General features: G+C 70.7%; 20 protein-coding genes. 13 read left to right on the top strand and 7 right to left on the bottom strand.

Annotated features, from left to right (window positions below):
* Positions 1–158: 158 nt before the first annotated feature.
* Both ACPL7H_RS10110 and ACPL7H_RS10115 read left to right on the top strand, forming a co-directional pair.
* Entirely contained in the window at positions 159–938 is a 780-nt protein-coding gene (locus ACPL7H_RS10110) for a sensor histidine kinase (RefSeq protein ID WP_424796803.1), read from the top strand.
* Entirely contained in the window at positions 935–1,603 is a 669-nt protein-coding gene (locus ACPL7H_RS10115) for a response regulator (RefSeq protein WP_424796804.1), read from the top strand. The genes ACPL7H_RS10110 and ACPL7H_RS10115 overlap by 4 nt, the downstream gene beginning before the upstream one ends.
* 141 nt (positions 1,604–1,744) lie before the next feature.
* On the opposite strand, the gene ACPL7H_RS10120 is transcribed toward ACPL7H_RS10115, so the two are convergent.
* Positions 1,745–2,278 (bottom strand): aromatic ring-opening dioxygenase LigA, encoded by a 534-nt coding sequence (locus ACPL7H_RS10120; protein ID WP_424796805.1) that lies wholly within the window; start codon positions 2,276–2,278, stop codon positions 1,745–1,747.
* A 126-nt stretch (positions 2,279–2,404) separates the two neighbouring features.
* Between ACPL7H_RS10120 and ilvD the strand changes: the two genes are divergently transcribed.
* The 4 genes from ilvD to larB are packed head-to-tail and all read left to right on the top strand — an operon-like array spanning position 2,405 to position 6,095.
* Positions 2,405–4,129, top strand: coding sequence for a dihydroxy-acid dehydratase (ilvD, locus tag ACPL7H_RS10125; RefSeq protein ID WP_424796806.1), 1,725 nt, complete (start codon positions 2,405–2,407; stop codon positions 4,127–4,129).
* 2 nt (positions 4,130–4,131) lie between these two features.
* Complete coding sequence (locus ACPL7H_RS10130) at positions 4,132–4,521, top strand: hypothetical protein (protein ID WP_424796807.1); 390 nt, start codon at positions 4,132–4,134, stop codon at positions 4,519–4,521.
* A 55-nt stretch (positions 4,522–4,576) separates the two neighbouring features.
* Entirely contained in the window at positions 4,577–5,425 is an 849-nt protein-coding gene (larE, locus tag ACPL7H_RS10135) for an ATP-dependent sacrificial sulfur transferase LarE (protein ID WP_424796808.1), read from the top strand.
* Positions 5,418–6,095: a nickel pincer cofactor biosynthesis protein LarB gene (gene larB, locus ACPL7H_RS10140; protein ID WP_424796809.1), complete on the top strand. Its 678-nt coding sequence runs from the start codon at positions 5,418–5,420 to the stop codon at positions 6,093–6,095. Before larE ends, larB begins: the two co-directional genes overlap by 8 nt.
* A gap of 34 nt (positions 6,096–6,129) precedes the next feature.
* Here larB and ACPL7H_RS10145 read toward each other — a convergent pair whose 3' ends face one another.
* The 3 genes from ACPL7H_RS10145 to ACPL7H_RS10155 are packed head-to-tail and all read right to left on the bottom strand — an operon-like array spanning position 6,130 to position 9,193.
* Positions 6,130–6,753 carry a response regulator gene (locus ACPL7H_RS10145; RefSeq protein ID WP_424796810.1) on the bottom strand — a complete coding sequence of 208 codons (624 nt, stop codon included), beginning with the start codon at positions 6,751–6,753 and terminating at the stop codon, positions 6,130–6,132.
* Positions 6,750–7,976, bottom strand: coding sequence for a sensor histidine kinase (locus tag ACPL7H_RS10150; RefSeq protein WP_424796811.1), 1,227 nt, complete (start codon positions 7,974–7,976; stop codon positions 6,750–6,752). The genes ACPL7H_RS10145 and ACPL7H_RS10150 overlap by 4 nt, the downstream gene beginning before the upstream one ends.
* Complete coding sequence (locus ACPL7H_RS10155; protein ID WP_424796812.1) at positions 7,973–9,193, bottom strand: DUF418 domain-containing protein; 1,221 nt, start codon at positions 9,191–9,193, stop codon at positions 7,973–7,975. Before ACPL7H_RS10155 ends, ACPL7H_RS10150 begins: the two co-directional genes overlap by 4 nt.
* Positions 9,194–9,507: 314 nt before the next feature.
* Here ACPL7H_RS10155 and ACPL7H_RS10160 point away from each other — a divergent pair, with 314 nt between their 5' ends.
* From ACPL7H_RS10160 to ACPL7H_RS10175, 4 genes are all read left to right on the top strand, one after another.
* Positions 9,508–11,349, top strand: coding sequence for an acetolactate synthase large subunit (locus ACPL7H_RS10160; RefSeq protein ID WP_424796813.1), 1,842 nt, complete (start codon positions 9,508–9,510; stop codon positions 11,347–11,349).
* An 8-nt stretch (positions 11,350–11,357) separates the two neighbouring features.
* Complete coding sequence (ilvN, locus tag ACPL7H_RS10165) at positions 11,358–11,882, top strand: acetolactate synthase small subunit (protein WP_424787610.1); 525 nt, start codon at positions 11,358–11,360, stop codon at positions 11,880–11,882.
* 58 nt (positions 11,883–11,940) lie between these two features.
* Entirely contained in the window at positions 11,941–12,969 is a 1,029-nt protein-coding gene (gene ilvC, locus ACPL7H_RS10170) for a ketol-acid reductoisomerase (protein WP_424796814.1), read from the top strand.
* A gap of 162 nt (positions 12,970–13,131) precedes the next feature.
* On the top strand, positions 13,132–14,475 hold the full coding sequence (locus ACPL7H_RS10175; RefSeq protein ID WP_424796815.1) for a GNAT family N-acetyltransferase: 1,344 nt from the start codon (positions 13,132–13,134) through the stop codon (positions 14,473–14,475).
* A 50-nt stretch (positions 14,476–14,525) separates the two neighbouring features.
* On the opposite strand, the gene ACPL7H_RS10180 is transcribed toward ACPL7H_RS10175, so the two are convergent.
* The 3 genes from ACPL7H_RS10180 to ACPL7H_RS10190 are packed head-to-tail and all read right to left on the bottom strand — an operon-like array spanning position 14,526 to position 17,280.
* Positions 14,526–15,626, bottom strand: coding sequence for a YeiH family protein (locus ACPL7H_RS10180; protein WP_424796816.1), 1,101 nt, complete (start codon positions 15,624–15,626; stop codon positions 14,526–14,528).
* Complete coding sequence (locus tag ACPL7H_RS10185) at positions 15,623–16,663, bottom strand: proline racemase family protein (RefSeq protein ID WP_424796817.1); 1,041 nt, start codon at positions 16,661–16,663, stop codon at positions 15,623–15,625. Before ACPL7H_RS10185 ends, ACPL7H_RS10180 begins: the two co-directional genes overlap by 4 nt.
* The gene (locus tag ACPL7H_RS10190) at positions 16,660–17,280 is read right to left on the bottom strand and encodes a DUF4870 domain-containing protein (protein WP_424796818.1); all 621 of its coding nucleotides are present in this window, start codon (positions 17,278–17,280) and stop codon (positions 16,660–16,662) included. Before ACPL7H_RS10190 ends, ACPL7H_RS10185 begins: the two co-directional genes overlap by 4 nt.
* 146 nt (positions 17,281–17,426) lie before the next feature.
* On the opposite strand from ACPL7H_RS10190, the gene ACPL7H_RS10195 reads away from it, so the two are divergent.
* The 3 genes from ACPL7H_RS10195 (at position 17,427) to ACPL7H_RS10205 (ending at position 19,856) form a co-directional block, all read left to right on the top strand.
* Entirely contained in the window at positions 17,427–18,059 is a 633-nt protein-coding gene (locus ACPL7H_RS10195; RefSeq protein ID WP_424796819.1) for a hypothetical protein, read from the top strand.
* Positions 18,060–18,244: 185 nt separating this feature from the next.
* Positions 18,245–18,679, top strand: a complete 435-nt coding sequence (locus ACPL7H_RS10200; protein WP_424796820.1) for a hypothetical protein — start codon at positions 18,245–18,247, stop codon at positions 18,677–18,679.
* Between the two features lie 13 nt (positions 18,680–18,692).
* On the top strand, positions 18,693–19,856 hold the full coding sequence (locus ACPL7H_RS10205) for an FAD-dependent oxidoreductase (RefSeq protein ID WP_424796821.1): 1,164 nt from the start codon (positions 18,693–18,695) through the stop codon (positions 19,854–19,856).
* Positions 19,857–19,911 lie beyond the last annotated feature (55 nt).

A 19,911-nucleotide genomic window follows, 5' to 3' on the forward strand; every position in this document is an offset into this window, starting at 1 on the left:
GCCAACCCGCTGCGGACTGCGCCGTCGTCGGCTGCCGGGCGACACCTCGAACCGACCCGGGCGGAGCGTCGCGGGTGCCGGCGTACTCCGCTGGGCGCAGGCCGGGGCTACTGCGCAGGGAGGACGAAAGGACTGGTGCCCCTCGCTACAGTTCCCGGATGAAGACCGATCGGGGCTGGAAACGGTTCTACGCCACCGGGTGGCTGGTCGCGGCCGTGGTCGGCGCGGTCGGCTTCACCGAGTGGTTGCAGCGGGTGCGCGCCGTCGAGGAGAAGCTGGCCGAGTCCGAGCGGGCCCGGCAGGCCGTGGTGCAACGGGTGGCGGCCGAGGAGCGGCTGCGCATCGCCCGTGAACTGCACGACTCCCTCACCCACAGCATCTCGGTGATCAAGGTGCAGTCCGGCGTGGCCGCGCACCTGGCCCGCAAGCGCGGTGAGGAGGTGCCCGAGGCACTCACGACGATCCAGGAGGCGGCCGGTGACGCTGCCCTGGAGCTGCGGGAGACCCTGGGGATCCTGCGCCGCGACGGCGAGCACAATGGCCGCGGTGCGGGCGAGTTGCGCCGTCTCGTCGAGAGTGCCCGTGCTGCCGGCCTGCAGGTCGAGCTCGAGGTGATCGGGCTCGCCCGCGTCTTGCCCTACGAGGTGGACGCGGCCATCTACCGGATCGCACAGGAAGCGTTGACCAACGTCTCCCGGCACGCTGGTCCGACCACGGTGCGGGTGCGGCTCTGCTACGACGATGCGCAGGTGAGGCTGCAGGTCGACGACGACGGGTTGGGGCACGACGGGGTGCCGGCGAGCGCGGGGCTGGGCCTGAGGGGGATGCGTGAGCGCACCGCCGCGCTCGGGGGTCGGCTCGTGGCGCGGGGGCAGCCGGACGGGGGCTTCACGGTTCGGGCCGAACTTCCCGACCGCTCCGTGGGGGCACGCCGATGATCAGCATCGTCCTGGTCGACGACCAACCCCTGATCAGGACCGGGATACGCGCGTTGCTCGACGCCGAGGACGGCTTCTCCGTCGTCGCCGAGGGCGGGGACGGACGGGAGGCGGTGGCGCTGGCGCTCGAGCACCGGCCCGACCTGATCGTCATGGACATCCAGATGCCGCTGATCGACGGGATCGAGGCTACCCGGCGGATCGCGGCGCGGACGGAACTGACCGCCACCCGGGTGGTGATGCTGACCAACTTCGGGCTGGACGAGCACGTGTTCGCCGCCCTCCGGGCCGGTGCGGCCGGATTCCTGGTCAAGGACACCGAACCGGCCGACCTCGTGCAGGGGCTGGGGGTGCTGGCCGCCGGCGAGTCGCTGCTCTCCCCGGCCATCACCCGGACCCTCATCAGCGAGTTCGTCTCCCGGCCGTCCACGCAGATCTCGACCGAGGCCGTGCGGTACCTGACGAGCCGCGAGCGAGAGGTCGTGGCCCTGGTCGGGCACGGCCTGAGCAACACCGAGATCGCCGATCACCTCGTGGTCAGCCCCACCACGGCCAAGACCCATGTGAGCCGTGCGATGGCCAAGGTGCACGCCCGCGACCGGGCCCAACTGGTGGTGTTCGCCTACGAGGCAGGTTTGGTGGCGCCCCGGGAGTCGCGTACCTGACCGAGGCGCGCCGGTGCGTGCGCCCGGATGCCTCCGGGCGGGCAGGGGCGACGACGACGAACGCCCTGGGTGCGCGAGGCACCCAGGGCGTTGTGATCAGCGAGCCCGGGCCGGCTGACGTCGTCGGCCCCGGCGCGGGCACTACCGGGAGGGTTCGGCCTCGCGCTCCTTGGCGGCCGGTGCGGCACCCGCGGGTTCGTTCGCGACCAGGGCGAAGCCGATCCGGCGCATGCCCCAGGCCACCACGATGAACACCACGCCCAGGCCGATCACCAGCGCGGACACCCCGTAGGCCAGCACGGAGGTGAACAGCGAGGCGCGCAGGAACGAGGCGTTCATGACCGAGTCGCGCTGGGCCTGCAGTTCCTCGTGCTCGGCCGTGCCCGGCTCGACGTCACGCATCGCGCTGCCCAGTTCGGCGTAGGTGCGGCCCTCGGTGCCGGCCAGTGCGTGCTCGTTGATCACATCCGCCTGGGCGTAGGCGGTCAGCGGGCCGCGCACCTCCTCCCCGGCGAACCAGCGGGCGTCCCCGGGGATGGTGATGTTCTCATCGTTCAACTGCGAACTGACCATTCCCCAGGTGGTCGCCCCGGCGGCGATGAAGGCGATGCCGAAGGCCAGCAGGATGACTCCCAGGACCTTGGTGGCTTTGAAAGAACGAACGACTGCGGACATGGTGACCTTCTCAATCTGTCGTGGTGGTGTGATCACGTTGGTTCGATCCTGGTCCATTCGCGACCGGGAAATCTGGGCCGGAAGTCCCGGCCCGACTATGACCCAGAGCACATTAGACTGGCCGGCATGACTGCCCCCACCAGTGATAGTTCCAGATCCCAGGCCCCCGATTTCAAGCCCCGGAGCCGTGTCGTCACCGATGGCCTGGAGGCCACCGGAGCGCGCGGGATGCTCCGGGCGGTGGGTCTGGGGGATGACGACTTCGCCAAGCCCCAGATCGGCATAGCTTCCTCCTGGAACGAGATCACCCCGTGCAACCTGTCCCTTGACCGCCTGGCCCAGGGGGCCAAGGCCGGCGTGCACGCCGGCGGTGGGTATCCGCTGGAGTTCGGGACGATCTCGGTCTCCGACGGGATCTCGATGGGCCACGAGGGGATGCACTTCTCCCTGGTGTCCCGGGACGTGATCGCCGACTCGGTGGAGACGGTGATGCAGGCGGAGCGCCTCGACGGCTCGGTGCTGCTGGCCGGGTGCGACAAGTCGCTGCCGGGGATGCTGATGGCCGCGGCCCGGCTGGACCTGGCTGCGGTGTTCCTCTACGCCGGCTCGATCATGCCCGGCTGGGTGAAGCTCTCCGACGGCACCGAGAAGGACGTCACCATCATCGATGCCTTCGAGGCCGTGGGAGCCTGTTCGCGGGGCCTGATGAGCGAGGAGGACGTGGGCCGCATCGAGCGGGCCATCTGCCCCGGCGAAGGAGCCTGCGGTGGGATGTACACCGCCAACACGATGGCCTCGGTGGCCGAGGCGATCGGGATGTCGCTGCCCGGCAGCGCCGCTCCGCCCTCGGCGGACCGGCGCCGGGACAGTTTCGCGCTGAAGTCCGGGGAGGCCGTGGTGGAGATGTTGCGCCAGGGGATCACCGCCCGGCAGATCATGACCAAGGAGGCCTTCGAGAACGCCATCGCGGTGGTGATGGCCTTCGGCGGGTCCACCAACGCGGTGCTGCACCTGCTCGCGATCGCCCACGAGGCGGAGGTGGAGTTGACCCTGGAGGACTTCTCCCGCATCGCTGACCGGGTGCCCCACCTGGGGGACCTCAAGCCGTTCGGCCGGTACGTGATGACCGATGTGGACCGGATCGGTGGGGTCCCGGTGGTGATGAAGGCGCTCCTGGACGCGGGCCTGCTGCACGGGGACTGCCTCACCGTGACCGGGCGCACCGTGGCCGAGAACCTCGCCGACGTGGCCCCTCCGGACCCGGACGGGAAGATCCTGCGTGCCATCGGCGACCCGATCCACCCGACCGGCGGGATCACCATCCTGCACGGTTCCCTGGCCCCGGAGGGTGCGGTGGTCAAGTCCGCCGGGTTCGACTCCGACGTGTTCGAGGGCACCGCGCGGGTCTTCGACCGTGAGCGCGGGGCGATGGACGCCCTGGAGGACGGCACGATCACCGCAGGTGACGTCGTCGTCATCCGGTACGAGGGTCCCAAGGGCGGACCGGGGATGCGCGAGATGCTCGCCATCACCGGGATGATCAAGGGCGCCGGCCTGGGCAAGGACGTGCTGCTGCTGACCGATGGGCGCTTCTCCGGGGGCACCACCGGGTTGTGCGTGGGTCACGTGGCCCCCGAAGCGGTGGACGGCGGACCGATCGCCTTCGTGCGCGACGGTGACCGGATCCGCCTGGACGTGGCGAACAAGACGATGGACCTGCTGGTCGACGACGAGGAACTCCAGCGTCGCCGGGAGGTCTGGGAGCCGCTGCCCCCGACCTACACCCGCGGGGTGCTGGCCAAGTACGCCAAGCTGGTCAAGTCCGCCTCGGTGGGGGCGGTGCTCGGCTGACGATGACGTTCGAGCCCGGCGGCGACGCCCGCATCCCGAACCAGATCGGTCCCTCCGGCCGGAAACGCGGCGGGCGTCCGGAGCCGGGCTCGCCGCAGGCCTTCACGATGGCCATCGTTCAGGTCGGCGTGGTCAATGCCGTCCTGCTCACGGCCGCGATCGTGGCCGTCTACGCACTGGAAGTCGTCGATCCGCAGACCGGGGTCTGGTTGGTGCTCGGCGCGGCGCTGGTGGGCGGTGTGCTGATGATGCTGGTCCTGGTGGGACATCGGCGCCGGCGCGCCCAGTACGCCCGAAGCCCGCAGGGGAGGAGGGCGGCGGGTAGTCCTCCGGTCGACCACCACGGTTCCCCGGGCGGGGGAGAACGCCGGGCTCCTGGGGCATGGGATTGAACCGGCGGCCCGGTAGCATTCGGACCGGGCTAAGCACAGCGAGGAGCAGCAGGCCATGACGACGATCCCCGTACTGGATGCGCCGGCCGAGCAGGCCGTGGCGAGCGTCGCGGAACAACTCAGCGGTCAGGTGCCGCTCGGGGTCGCCTACTCAGGTGGGGTGGACTCGGCCACGTTGCTCGCCCTGGCGGTTCGCGAACTCGGCACCGAGAACGTGGTGGCGATCCTGGGCATCTCACCGAGCCTGGCCACCGACGAACGCGCCGCGGCCCATGCCACGGCTGCGGCGATCGGGGCTCGGGTGGTGGAGGTCGAAACCCACGAGGCAGACTCGGCGCAGTACCGGGCCAACGGGCCGGACCGGTGCTTCCACTGCAAGGACGAGCTGTTCACCCGCATCTCCGCCGAGCTCGTCAGTGAACTCGGCCTGACCGCCGTCGCCTACGGCGAGAACGCCGACGACGCCAAGCGGCCGGACCGTCCCGGCGCCCAGGCTGCCACCAACCACCGGGTGCTCCGACCGCTGGCACAGGCGCAGATGACCAAGGCGATGGTGCGCCAGGTCGCCCGTGCCCTGGCCCTGCCGGTGGCGGACAAGCCGGCCGCACCGTGCCTGGCCTCGCGCATCCCGCACTACGAGGAGGTCACACCGGAGAAACTGCGCCAGGTGGATCAGGCCGAGGCGGGCCTGCGCCGCCTCGGCTTCACCGACTGCCGCGTGCGCCACCACGGTGACGTCGCCCGGCTCGAGTTGCTCCCGCAGGAGATGCACAGTGCCGTGCAACAGCGCGAGGAGGTCGACCGGGTGGTCCGGGACGCCGGCTTCCGGTTCGCGGCGATGGACCTGCGTGGCATCCAGTCCGGTGCCTTCACCCTGCCGCTGGTTTCCGTCACCCATGCGTGAGGCCTGGCGACCGGGCCCCGAACTCGACCGGATCGCCCACCTCGATCACGACCGCGCGGCCCGGCGTGGCTACCCCGAGGCGGTGCTGTGTGAGCCCAAGAGCCTCGAGCAACTCGCCCGCATCGCCGCCGAGGTCGGTGCCGGGGGCACGCCCACACTGTTCACCCGCGCCTCGGCCGAACAGGCGCACGCCATCCTGGCGGTGCTGCCCGACGCCTATCACGACCCCGGCGCCCGGCTGCTCGCCTGGCCCGCGCAGCCGCCCGAAGCGGACGGCGGGCTCGTCGTCGTCCTGGCCGCCGGGACCTCCGACCTGCCGGTGGCACGTGAGGCCGAGTTGACCGCCCGCTACCTGGGCCGGTCCACCGAACTGGTGGTCGATGTGGGGGTGGCGGGTCTGCACCGGGTGCTGGGACATCTGGACCTGCTGCGCGGTGCGCGGGCCGTCGTCGTGGCAGCCGGTATGGACGGGGCCCTGCCGAGCGTGGTGGCGGGGTTGGTGAGCGCCCCGGTGGTGGCGGTGCCCACGTCCGTGGGCTACGGCGCGGCGTTCGCCGGGCTCGCGCCGCTGCTGTCGATGCTCAACGCCTGCGCCCCGGGTGTCGCGGTGGTCAACATCGACAATGGCTACGGCGGTGGGCATCTGGCCGCCCAGATCGCCGCTTCCTGACCGGCACCCCTCCAGGCTGCGGAGGGCGGCCGGGTCAGAGCAGTCCCCTCTGGTAGGCGATCGCCACCGCGGCGGCCCGGTCGCTGGCACCGAGTTTGGTGTAGATGTGCTGCAGGTGTGTCTTCACGGTCGACTCCCCGAGGAACAACTCGGCCGCGATCTGGTGGTTCGTGCGGCCGGCCGCCACCCGTTGGAGCACCTCGCGCTCGCGGGCGCTCAGCGGACTCGGAGCCGGCTCCGGGGTGGCGGCCCGGCGCGCGTGCACCGACGGGGACAGGACCGGGCGCCCACCGGCGGTGGAGCGGACCGCCTCGTACAGCCGTGCTCGCTCGGTGTCCTTGAGCAGGTAGCTGCGCGCCCCGGCGGCCAGCGCGGCGTCGATGTCGGGCCGTGCGTCGTAGGTGGTCAGGACCAACACCTCGATCGTGGGATGGGCGTGGCTGATCGTGCTGATCAGTTCGATCCCGTCGATGCCGGGCATCCGCAGATCGGTGACCACCACGTCCACGGCGAGCCGGCCCAGCACCGCCAACGCTTCGGCGGCGGTGCCGGCCTCGGCGACGACAGCGAAATCCGGCTGGGTCTGCAGCTGCCCGCGCAGACCGTCCCGCACCACCGGGTGGTCATCGACGAGGAGCAGCCGGATCGGCTCGGTCATGGCGCGCCCGTCCTGCCGGGCAGCGGGACGGTGGTGGTCACGGTGGTGCCGGTGTCCGGGTCTGTGCGCACCTGGACCGCACCGCCCACGCCCTGCGCGCGCTCGGTCATGATCTGTAAGCCGTACCCCCTTGGGTTGGGGTCGCCGAAGCCGTCGCCGTCATCGGCGATGTCCAGGGCGATGGAGTCCCCGAAGTAGGACAGGGTCAGGTGGACCCGTCCGGCACCGGCGTGCCGGTGGATGTTCGTCAACGCTTCCCGGGTGATCCGCACCAGGGCGTCCTCGACGTCCCGGGGGGTGTCCACGACCGTTCCGGTGACGTGCACGCGGGTGGTGAGGCCATGGGCCCGCTCGAATGCCTCGGTGAGTTCGGTCAGGGCGAGGTGCAGGTACTGGTGATGGAGCGCCGTCGGCCGCAGTGCCTGGATCGAGAGCCTTGCCTCACGCAGGTTCTCCCGGGCCAGGTCGGTGCTGAGACGGACCCGGCCGCGGATGGGGTCCTCGGGCGCGAGTTCGGCGTCCAGCGCCTCGAGCTGGCTGACGATCCCGGACAGCGCCGCAGCGAGAGTGTCGTGGATCTCGGCCGCGAGTCGGGTGCGTTCGGCCAGGACACCGGATTCGCGGGCTTCGGTCACCAGCCGGTCCTGCAGTGCGACGTTCTCGGCCGATGCCCGTTCCAGGTCCTCGTGGGCCCGGGCGAGTTCGGTCAGAGCGGCCGTGCGTGCGGCCGTCTCGGCCTCCGATTTCCGGATGCTCCATCCGATGACCCCGGCCAGCGCCAGGCCGCCCAGGTTGACCGCCAGGTTCGGCTCCTGCCAGCCCAGGGCGCCGGTGAGTGCCACTGGCACCGACGCCGCCAGGATTAGGCCCGCGTAGGCCCAGACGCCGGGAAGTGCGACGAAGGCGATCGCGTAGCAGACCAGGTACATCGGGAGATAACTCGGTGAGATTTCCAGCAGTAGTGCGCACAGCGCGACCAGGCCGACGAAGTACACCGCCATCGGCACCAAGGCCCGCTCCAGCCAGTGCCGGTGTCCGATGGCCCAGAAGGTGTGCCAGGCGACCAGTGCCAGACCGACGACGATGGTGCGCGGGGCCTGCGCCGCGCCGACCTGGCCGGTGAACCCGGCATAGGCGGAGGTGAGCAGGAGCATGGCATACGGCAGCAGCAGCCAGATCCAGTCGGTCCGGTCGCGGTGTGGCGCAGCACCCTGCGGCGTCATCCCCTGATCGTTGCACGTGCCGGCGCGCGGCGACCGCCGATGATCCTGGCAAGGATGGCCTCGGCCGGGCCGGTCCGCTCGCCCCAGGCTGCGGCGGCCAGCACGGTCAACGCCCAGGTCGCCAGCGCGAGTGCGGCTGCTGCCGCGGGACCGAGCCAGCCACCCCACCCCAGTGCGGCAGCCGGGAGCAGCGCGGCGAAGACCACGGACTGGGACACGTAGCAGGACAGCGACGTGCGCCCCGTTGCCTGCAGTGCCCGCACGCTCCAGTGCCGGTCCCGGCCGGACGCCGTCAGCGAGGCGCCGACCAGGGCGATCAGGGCGGCGTAACCGAGCCCGCAGGCCACCCCGGTGACCACGTGCAACCAGGAGACCGCGATCGTCAGGGGCAGGGCCGGGGTCCACATCCCGGCGCCGAGAAGGGCCGGACCCACCCCGCCGGCGAAGCCGGCGGTAATCCCGATCGCTGCCGTTCGGCGCAGCAGTATCCGGTGACGCTGCGGGTGCTCCAGGATGCGGTGCCGCCCGGCCCAGGCGCCGACCAGCATCGCGCTGAGGACGGCGGCCAAGCCGAATGGCCCCATCAGCCATTCGAGCAGCCGCAGCCCGGCGGCTTGGAGCGGGTCGGAGATGGTGTAGGACCAGAAGTAGGAACGCTCGGCTCTCGGGGTCGGGTCGGCGAAGATCACCCCCTGGACCGCTCCGGCCACGGCGAGCCAGACGGACGCCACCACGAGGAGCGCTCGGTCATCGAGCCGCAGCAGTCTGACCAGAACCACCCCGAGCAGCCCGTACCACCCCAGGATGTCGCCGGAGAACGCGAGTACGGCATGCAGCGCGCCGAAGAGAATCAGGCCCACCGAGCGACGGCGCAGGGTTCGCCGGATCTGGCTCTCGGCGATGCCCCGTTCCTGCCGGCGCCGGATCATCTGAACGATCCCGTAGCCGAACAAGGCCGCGAACAGTGGATAGGCGCGAGCATCTACCGCGACGCCCAGGAACGCGCTGACGGCCTGGTCCACGACGTTCCCGGTCAGGGTGTGCTGGCGCAGCCCGTAGGGCCGGCCGTGCAGGTAGATCATCACGTTCGCGACGGCGATCAGCGCCAGCATCAGGCCGCGGGCCAGGTCCGGGGCGAGGAAGCGTTCGGTGGCCGGTGGGGTGGGGCACGCTGCCGTGGGGTTCGAAGGCGCGGGGGTTGATGCGGCGAGGTCCATGCCTCGACGCTAGGCAGCGACACGATCGGCGCGTATCCTCCGATCGGGGGATATCGCCCCACCGTCGCACCGGGGTGAGAGCGGATCGAAGTGTCCACAGGCTGACCACGTGGCCCACTATATGAGACGGCTTGTCAGCGTTGGTGATTGCGGGGTTAGGATCGCCACCATGGTGAACGGGATCGTCCGAGTAGTCCTTATCCCCCGCGCGTGCGCGGGGGACTGAACACTCGTCCCCTCACCACGCGCCCCTCGATCGCCGCTTCGGCCGAGGGGTTTTTGTTTGTCTGATGTGATCTAGACCAGGAGGAGCGATGGCCAAGGTTCCGCACCCGGCACCGCCTCGCACGCACCCGCCCAAGCCGGCGCCGAGCACCACGAACGACGTCGTGTCCAGCCCGGCCGAGCCGATGACGGGCGCCCAGGCCGTCGTGCGTTCGCTGGAGGAGACCGGTACCGACGTCATCTTCGGCATTCCGGGCGGGGCGATCCTGCCGGTCTACGACCCGCTGTTCGACTCGCGCCGTCTGCGCCACATCCTGGTTCGTCACGAGCAGGGCGCGGGTCACGCAGCCACCGGATACGCGGCCGCCTCGGGCCGGGTCGGGGTCTGCATGGCCACCTCCGGCCCCGGCGCCACCAACCTGGTCACCCCCCTGGCCGATGCGCACATGGACTCGGTGCCGATGGTGGCGATCACCGGCCAGGTGGCGGCCCCGATGATCGGGACCGACGCCTTCCAGGAGGCCGACATCGTGGGCATCACGATGCCGATCACCAAGCACTCCTTCCTGGTCACCGACGCCGATGAGATCCCGGCCCGGATCGCCGAGGCCTTCCACCTGGCCCAGACCGGGCGGCCCGGCCCGGTGCTGGTGGACATCGCCAAGTCCGCGATGCAGGACCAGACGAACTTCGTCTGGCCCCCGGCCGAACTCGACGTGCCCGGGTACCGCCCCATCACCAAACCGCACGGCAAGCAGATCCGTGAGGCGGCCCGGCTGCTGGCCACCTCACGCAAGCCGGTGCTGTACGTGGGTGGGGGAGCGATCCGGTCCAACTCCGCCGCCGAGTTGCTGGAGTTGACCAACGCCTCCGGCGCCCCCGTGGTCACCACCCTGATGGCCCGCGGTGCGCTGCCCGATGCGCACCCGCAGAACCTGGGCATGCCTGGCATGCACGGCACCGTGGCGGCGGTGGCCGCACTGCAGAAGGCCGACCTGGTGGTGGCGCTGGGCGCCCGGTTCGACGACCGGGTGACCGGCAGACTGGACTCCTTCGCCCCCGGGGCCACCGTGGTGCACGCCGACATCGACCCGGCGGAGATCTCCAAGAACCGGTTAGCCGACGTGCCGATCGTCGGTGACCTGAAGGACGTTCTGCGCGAACTGACCGTGGCCGTGGACGCCGAACACGTCCAGCACGGCAAGCCGGACCTGGAGGGCTGGTGGCGCACCCTGGACCAGTTGCGTGAGACCTACCCCCTGGGCTGGACGCCCACCGAGGACGGCCTGCTGGCTCCGCAGCACGTGATCTCCCGGCTCGGGGAGATCTCGGGCCCCGAGGCGATCTACACCGCCGGGGTGGGCCAGCACCAGATGTGGGCCGCCCAGTTCATCCGGTACCAGAATCCGCGCACCTGGTTGAACTCCGGCGGGCTGGGCACGATGGGTTATGCGGTACCGGCGGCGATGGGCGCCAAGGTCGCCTATCCCGATTCCCTGGTCTGGGCGATCGACGGGGACGGGTGCTTCCAGATGACCAACCAGGAACTGGCCACCTGCGCCATCGAAGGCATCCCGATCAAGGTCGCGGTGATCAACAACTCCTCACTGGGCATGGTGCGGCAGTGGCAGACGCTGTTTTACGACCAGCGGTACTCCCACACCGACCTGAACACCGGTTTCGAGACCCGACGGATCCCGGACTTCGTCAAACTCGCCGAGGCCTACGGCTGCGTGGGGTTGCGATGTGAGAACGCCAAGGACGTCGACGCCACGATCAAGAGGGCCAACGAGATCGACGACCGGCCCGTGGTGGTGGACTTCACCGTCAGCGCAGATGCGATGGTGTGGCCGATGGTGGCTGCCGGGGTCTCCAACGACGACATCCAGTACGCCCGCGGCATCAGCCCGGACTTCGAACGCGACGAGTGAGGAACGACATGTCCCGACACACACTCTCGGTGCTGGTGGAGAACAAGCCCGGCGTCCTGACCCGCGTCTCGGCCTTGTTCGCCCGCCGGGCCTTCAACATTCACTCCCTGGCCGTGGGCCCGACCGAGCACGCCGAGATCTCCCGGATCACCGTGGTGGTGGATGTGGAGTCCAACGCCCTGGAGCAGGTCACCAAACAGTTGAACAAACTGGTGAACGTGATCAAGATCGTCGAGTTGGCCCCGGAGTCCTCGGTGCAGCGCGAACTGCTCCTGGTCAAGGTGCGCGCCGACGACCACTCCCGCACCGCGGTGCTGCAGGTCGTGGAACTCTTCCGCGCCCATGTGGTGGATGTCTCCACGGAGGCTGTCACGGTCGAGGCCACCGGCGGGGAGGGCAAGATCAAGGCGCTCCTGACCGCGCTGGGCCCCTACGGGATCCGTGAGATCGTGCAATCCGGTTCGGTGGCCGTGGCGCGCGGTTCGCGCTCCATGACCGACCGGGCCCTGGAGCGGATCTCCCGCACCGCCTGAACCGAGCAACCCACTGACCTCTCACCAACCCACATCCCAACACTGAAGGAGTGCCACTGTGGCTGAACTTTTCTACGACGACGACGCCGACCTGTCCCTGATCGCAGCGAAGAAGGTCGCCGTCATCGGGTACGGCAGCCAGGGACACGCGCACGCGCTGAACCTGCGTGACTCCGGTGTGGACGTGCGCGTCGGACTGCGGGAGGGCTCGGCCTCGGCGACGAAAGCGAGCGAGGAGGGCCTGAAGGTGCTGGACGTGGCGGCGGCGACCGCCGAGGCCGACGTCGTCGTCATCCTCACCCCGGACCAGGTCCAGGCCGGCGTCTACGCTGCCGAGATCGCCCCGAACCTGCGCGATGGGGCCGCCCTGGTGTTCGGGCACGGCTTCAACATCCGGTACGGGTTCATCGAGCCCGCCGAGAACATCGACGTCTTCATGGTCGCCCCCAAGGGCCCCGGCCACCTGGTGCGCCGGGAGTACGTCGACGGGCGCGGGGTCCCGGTGCTCGTCGCGGTGGAGCAGGACCCTTCCGGCAACGCCTGGCAGTTGGCGCTGTCCTACGCCAAGGCGGTCGGCGGATTGCGCGCGGCGGGGATCAGGACCACCTTCACCGAGGAGACCGAGACCGACCTGTTCGGTGAGCAGGCGGTGCTGTGCGGCGGTACCTCCCAGTTGGTCCAGTACGGGTTCGAGGTGCTCACCGAGGCCGGCTACCAGCCCGAGGTCGCCTACTTCGAGGTTCTGCACGAGTTGAAGCTGATCGTGGACCTGATGTACGAGGGTGGGATCGCCAAGCAGCGCTGGTCCATCTCCGACACCGCCGAGTACGGCGACTACGTCTCCGGGCCGCGGGTCATCTCCCCGCAGGTGAAGGAGAACATGAAGGCGGTGCTGGAGGACGTGAAGAACGGGTCCTTCGCGCAGCGCTTCATGGATGACCAGAAGGCTGGTGGCACCGAGTTCAAGGAGTTGCGGGCCAAGGGTGAGCAGCACCCGATCGAGGGCACCGGTCGGGAACTGCGCAAGCTCTTCGCTTGGGTCAAGCCCAGCGACGCCGACTACACCGAGGGCAGCGCCGCGCGCTGACGCACGTTGCCCGCGAGGGCGACCCGCGATAGCGCCGTCGAATGCGGCCTCAGCCGGACCGGGACCACCTCAGGGCCGACTGGGGCCGCGTTCCTTGCTTCCGCGACCTCGGATCGGGAATACGCTCGCCCGTGACTGCTGCGGCGACTACCGTCGCGATCGATGAGAGCAGGGATCCGTGCCTACCGCGATGACGACGAGGCCTCCTGGCTGCGCTGCCGGGCCCTGAGTTTCCTCGGCTCGGCCTACTTCGATGACGTCAAGGCGGAGCGCACCACCTTCGAGAACGAGTCGATTCAACTTGTCGCCACCGGGCCCCGGCCTGCGCACGTGCGTACCCCGGGCAGCGAGCAGGTGGTGGGCATCCTCGACCTGGAGCTGTGGGACGACGAGGGAGTGCCGGCGGCCACCATCGACACCATCGGCGTGCATCCGGACCATCAGCGCCACGGCATCGCCGATGCCCTCCTGGGCGAGGCCCTGGCCCGGCTGGCGGCCGCCGGTACCACCGTGCTGGATGCCTGGACCCGGGAGGATGGGGCCGCGAACGCCTGGTACGTGCGCCACGGATTCCGGGTGGCCCAGGAGTATCTGCATGTGCACGCCGGTGCGGGGGAGACGCATGACTTCACCTCCCCCGCGGGCCTGAGCCGCCCGGTCGAGGCGTTCTGCCACGCCCGGCTCGCCGATGAGCAGGCGATGCGCGCCCGGTACGCGCGTGTGCACCGCTGCCGCCGGTACACGCGCCCGGTGCGTATTCCCACCTGGACCCAGGACCCGGCGCTGGTGGCGACGTATGACGCCGAGTGTGCCGGGCGCCGGGACCACGACTTCTACCTCGCCCTGGCCCGGCGATTACCGGCCGAACGCGTCACCGACCTCGGGTGCGGCACCGGCGTGCTCGCCGTCGATCTGGCTGCCGCCGGGCACCAGGTCACCGGCGTGGACCCGGCCGGGGCGATCCTGGAGATTGCCCGCACCAGGCCCGGGGGTGAGCAGGTGCGGTGGATCCACGGCACGTCCGCCGACATGCCCGACGACGATGCCGACCTGGTGGTGATGGAGGGCCACGTGGCGCAGTACTTCCTCGGCGAGACTGAGTGGGCCCGGGTGCTCAGCGATCTCCATCGCACCCTGCGCCCGGGCGGTCACGTCGCTTTCGAGTCGCGCAACCCTGCTGCCCGCTGTTGGGAGACGTGGACCAGGAAGAACACCGAGGACACCTATCCCCACCCCGATGGCGGTCTGTTCCGGTCCTGGAGCCGCTCGATCGCGGTGGCCGAGTCCGCCGGCTACGGCGCCGTCGAGACCCACGAGGGCCATACGGTGCTGCCTGACGGCAGGCACCTGGTCAACCAGGAAACCCTCCGGTTCCGTACCCTGGCCGACCTCACCGACTCCCTGACCGCCGCGGGCTTCACCGTCACCGCCACCTGGGGCGACTTCTCCGGTGCCGACCTGACCGAGCACAGCCCGGAGTTCATCCTGCTCGCCCGCCGCGACTGAGACACCGGCGTGTGCTCAGGGAGCGTGCGGGATTTCGCCGGGCGGGCCGGTCAGGTGAGGGTGCCGGTAGCGGCCTGGGCGCCCAGGGCCGCGCCGGTGACGCCCAGCCACAGCCCGACCCCGAGGACCATCGGGCGCGCCCCCGTCCGCCGCAGGCCCGCGATGTCGACGCCGGCCCCGACCGCGCTGAGCGCCACGGTGATGAAGAACGTGGTCGCGGTCGTGACCGGATCGTGCAGGGCTCCGGGCACCAGCCCCAGGCTGTTCGCCACGACCAGCAGCACGAACCCGGTCAGGAACCACGGCACCAGGCGCCACACCGGGGGCCGGCCGGCGTGAGCAACTGCGCCGTCCTGCGGGCCCGTCCCGCTCCCGCTCCGGCCGTTGTCCACCCGAGCCCACCGCGCCACCAGCACCGACAGGCCCAGCACGATCGGGATGATGGCCAGCGTCCGGGTCAGCTTCACCACCACCGCGGTGTCGGCGGCCTCGGGGCCGAACGCACTCGCCGCCGCCAGCACCGAGGAGGTGTCATTGACGGCGGCGCCCACGAGGATCCCGAACGCCTCCGGGCTCAACCCGGCCAGTTGACCCAGCACCGGGAAGGCCAGCACGGCGGCGATGTTGCAGGCGAAGACCGTCGAGAGCGCATAAGCGACCTTGTCCGCCGTCGGGCGTAGTACCGGAGTGACCGCGGCGATGGCCGAGGCCCCGCAGATCGCCGTGCCCACCCCCAGCAGGGTGCGCAGATCGCGGTCCACACCGAGGGCTTGCCCGAGCAGCCACGCTCCGACCAGGGCTGCCACGATCACCGCGACCAGCACCGGCAGCGCTGCGACACCGGCGTCGGCAACCTGCTCCCAGGACAGCTGTGCCCCGAGCAGGACCACCGCCACTTGTAGCACCCGGGAGCCGGACCACCGCAACCCCGGGGCCAACCGGTCACTGCGCCGGGGGCCGTCGGGGCCGCCGCGACGCCACCGGAGCAGGGCCACCGCCAGCCCGAGCAGCACCCCCAGCACGGGTGCACCGATCAGCGGGAGCAGCGGAGCGGCCACCGTGGCCACAGCGGCGAGCACGACGGCGAGGCCCAGGCCGGGCAGCATGGAGCGCCACCGCCGGCGCTCACCGAGGCGGGATGTGGCTGTCAACGCAGCACGAACCCGGGAACAAGGGGGTCGAGCGGATCGACCGTGAACGTACTGTCGCCGGTCCGGTAGGCCATCCCGGTCACCTCCGGCAGCACGGCCGGGTATCCGGCCACCTCGAGCCGGTCCACGATCCGGGCGGTGAAGCGGGAGTCGACGATGGAGGAGTGCACCAGCATCTCGCCGGCACCGAGTTCACCGGCAGCGGCCAGGGTGGCCAGACGCGCGGCGGTGCCCGATCCGCACGGGGAGCGGTCCAGTTCCCCGTCGGCGAAGATCGTGGCGTTGCGCTGGCGGATCTCGCCCGGCTCGGTGGCGGGCAACCGCTGGAACAAGATCGTCCCGTAGATCCCGCTGAGCCGGGGGTCCACGGGGTGGCGGGCCACCTCGGTCTCGTTCAGGGCCCACTTGATCTGCCGGCCGAGGGCGATCAGTTCCCCGGTGTGCTCCGGGTCGATCGAGAGGCCGACGGTGGAGGCGTCCAGTTGGGCATAGATGGCACCGCCGTAGGAGACGTCGACGAGGAACTCACCGGCGCTGGTTCGCACCGGCACCGAGCTGGCCAGGACGTAGCCGGGCACGCTGAGGAAGTCCACCCCGATGATCTGACCCTGCTCGGTGTGCACGCGTGCGGTGACCCGGCCGGAGGGTACGTCGATGACCACGTCGGTGGTGCCGGTTTCCGGGGCGCTGACCCGGCCGGTCCGCACCGCCCACACACCGAGGGCGATCGTGCCGTGCCCGCACGCGGTGGAGAAGCCGTCCTTGTGCCAGAACAACACCCCGAAGTGCGCGCCGTCGTCATCGGGTGGGGTGATGAACCCGCCGTACATGTCGGCGTGCCCGCGCGGTTCGTGGCAGAGGATCTGGCGCACCCGGTCGGCCGGACCGTCCGACATCGCGTGCATGCGACGTTCGGCGACGGTGCGTCCGGGCAGGGGGGCACCAGGATCGGTGACGATCCGGAACGGTTCCCCGCCGGTGTGGTAATCCTCGGTGCGGTAGGTCTCCATCAGGGCCTCTTGTGAGCACTGCGTCACGTCAGGATCGGCACCTGGAATGGGTAGGTGTAGATCTCCCGGCGGTTGGCCCGTACCGCGCCGAGGATGGAGAAGACCACCTGCGCGCCCACGGCCACCAACCAGATCACGATGCCCAGCGGGATCAGCACGATGGTGAAGAAGCAGATCCACCCGATGATGATCGCGACCCACACGGTGATGTGGAAGTTGAACGCCGTGGCCGAAGCGTTGCGGACCAGCGGGCCGCGGTCGCGGAAGAACATCCAGATCAGCAGCGGGCCCAGCACGGACAGGAACCCGGCGCTGACCACGAAGGCGATGATGGGTGACAGGTGCGCCACGATCGCCAACGTGCGCTCATCGGAGCCGGCGCCCGGGTCGCTCGGCCGGCCGTCGTGCTGGTGGCCGCCGTAGTACCCGCCGCCCTGGCCGCCGGCGCCCTGGTACCCGCCGCCCTGGCCGCCGGCGCCCTGGTACCCGCCGACCGGTGGGCGGCCACCCTGGCCGGCAGCGCCCGGGTGCCCACCGACCGGTGGGCCGCCGGGGAGCGGGTTCTGCGGGTACTGGCCGCCCGGGTTCTGGGCGCCGGGGGAGTGCTCTCCCGGTCCTGGCGCATTCGGGTAGTCCTGGGACATGGGCCCTCCAACCGTTATGCCCCGGATGTGCCGGGGCGAAAGTGTGCGCTCAGCCTGACCGATCCTCGGTGCTGCTGTCGAGCCGCTCGCCCGGACGACGCGATTTCGTGTCATGGAACTCGGGCCGAGGGTCATAGGATTCGGCCATGGCCGACTCCGACCGTGCCGAGCAGCCCCCGGGCTCGGCTGGCGCTTCGCGGTCCCTGCCTAGCGAACGGGAGGCTCGGACGGCCGCCACCCACGCTGCCCGGGCGCTGGCGCTGGCGGTCCGGGTGCTGCGCTGGCCCTCACTGCTGCTGGCGCTGATCCCGGTGGTGCCGCTGGCCGGGCTGGTCTGGGTGATGGCCGGGCTGCGCCGCCCGGTGGGGCTGATCGTGGTGGGTGTGCTGATCGCGATCGGGCTGACGGTCGAGGTGGCCTTCGTGCTGCGTCGACGGGCCTATCTGCGTGCGGCGGCACAGCCGGAGCAACTCGCCGATGAGTTCCGGGCGCTGCTGCGCCCCGGTCTGCTCAGCAAGGACCTGCTGGAGAAGGTCCGCGACATCGCCGCACGCGGGGGTCTGTTGCTGCTGCGCCGGTTGCGGAGCCTGTGGGTCCTGGTGCGCCTGCCCGACCAGGTGATCGGCATTCTGGATGACTACCCCAGGGCCAGGTTGTTCATCCCGCCGACCCTGGGCACCAGCGGGCTTCGGGTGCTTGCGCAGGCCTACCTGAGTGCGCTGTCCTGGCTGGCGCTGATCCTGGTGCTCGCTCTGCGTGCTGCGGGCTACCTCACCTGAGCACGGCGGTTCCCGGCCTGACCAGGAGTTGACGCCGCTGCTGGCATGAGTCGATCTGCGGATGCGGCCGGCGTGGGTCGACCAGCGGATGCGGCCGGCGTCGAGCCGCTGGTACAGCCGGCATGCGTCGACCGCAGGTCCGGCCCGCACTGCGCCCGCGCCCGCACCTGCGGCATGATGGACCGATGACGTCTGAGGCCGCGGTGGAACGTTTCTGGATACAGGCCCGCATCGAGGGAAACCTGAACCGGCTCGAGGTCGTGATCGGGCAGAACGTGCAGAACACGGTCCCGCCCCCGGTCTGGTCCACCTCCCCGGACCCGGCAACCGCCACCGCCGAGGTCGAGGAACTCCTCAGCAGCGGCACCATGACCCAGGCGGTGCCGGTGGCGGACCTGACCAGTGCCGGGCAGCCGCCCGCGCAGGTGGGTGACCTGGGCATCGTGCTCGACGGCGAGGGAGAGCCCCGGGCGCTGGTGCGCACGGTGACCGTGGATGTGGCCGAGTCCCATCCGGACGTGCCCGATGCCGCCGGCACCGTCCAGGTGGAGCATCTGGAGGTGCTCTACCCACGGCGCCGCAAGCGGCACGCACGCGAGAAGGTCGGGGCGGACCGGTGAGCCGGGCGCGCAGATGAGACCGGCCGGTGGCGCGCTCGACCACGACGTGGTGGTGATCGGTGCCGGACTGGCCGGTGCGGCTACCGCGTGGCAGGCCGCCGGCCGCGGCCTGGACGTGCTGGTGCTGGAACAGTTCGGCCCCGACCACGATCGCGGCTCCTCCCACGGCAGCGCCCGGATCGTGCGGCGGGCCTATGCCGATGCCCTCTACACACAGTTGACCGGCCGTGCCTTCGAGTTGTGGCGCGAGGCCGAGCTCGCTGCTGGGGCAACCCTGCTGAACCACCTCGGCGCCCTGGACTTCGGTCCGGACCGGCGGGTGGACCAGATCGTGGCGAACCTGTCCGGCGCCGGCGTGGCACACGAGGTGCTCAGCCCGACCGAGGCGACGCACCGCTGGCCGGGCATGGTCTTCGACACCCCGGTGGTGCATCACGCCGAGGCCGGCACCGTGGACGCCGAGACGGCGGTGACCACCTTCCTGGACCTGGCTCGAGGCCATGGCGCGCAGGTGCGGTTCGACCAGCCCGTGACCGATGTCAGCGTGGCGGGCAACCACGACAGCGCCACCGTCCGCCTGGGTGACCAGGAGATCCGAACTCGGGCCGTGGTCATCACGGCGGGGGCGTGGCTGCCGGACCTGACCAGGGGCATGGTGCTGGATCCGGTCCTCCCGGAGTTGTCGATCACCCAGGAGCAGACCTTTCACTTCCCGCGCGCCGACCCCTCCCAGCACCCGTGGCCCAGCACCATCCACGCCGCCGAGGGGTTCGAGATCTACCACCTCTCCGGCGGCCGCGACGGTGGCGCCGGCCTGGACCGCAAGGTCGCCGAGCACCATCACGGCCGGCCCACCAGTGCCACCGGTCGTGACGGGCTCATCGATCCGGCCGGAACCGAACGCGTGCAGGCCTATGTCCGCCGATGGCTGCCCGGCCTGGATCCCGAGCCGGCCAACGCCAGCACCTGCCTGTACACCACCACGCCGACCCAGAACTTCCTGGTCGACCGGATCGGACCGGTGGTGCTGTGCTCGGCCTGTTCGGGACACGGTGCCAAGTTCGCCCCGCTCATCGGAGAGTGGATGACGGCGCTGCTCACCGGGACCGGTCGGGTCCCCGAACGCTTCGCCCTGGCCGCCCACGGCCCGGGAGCGAGGCGGAGCTGGTCGCTCTGAGACGCACCCGCTCGACCGCCGGACATCGGTGACGGAGCCAGGCGCTCAACTGGCG

The sequence above is a fragment of the Pseudactinotalea sp. Z1732 genome (assembly GCF_049724975.1).
Classification (GTDB): domain Bacteria; phylum Actinomycetota; class Actinomycetes; order Actinomycetales; family Beutenbergiaceae; genus CALKWS01.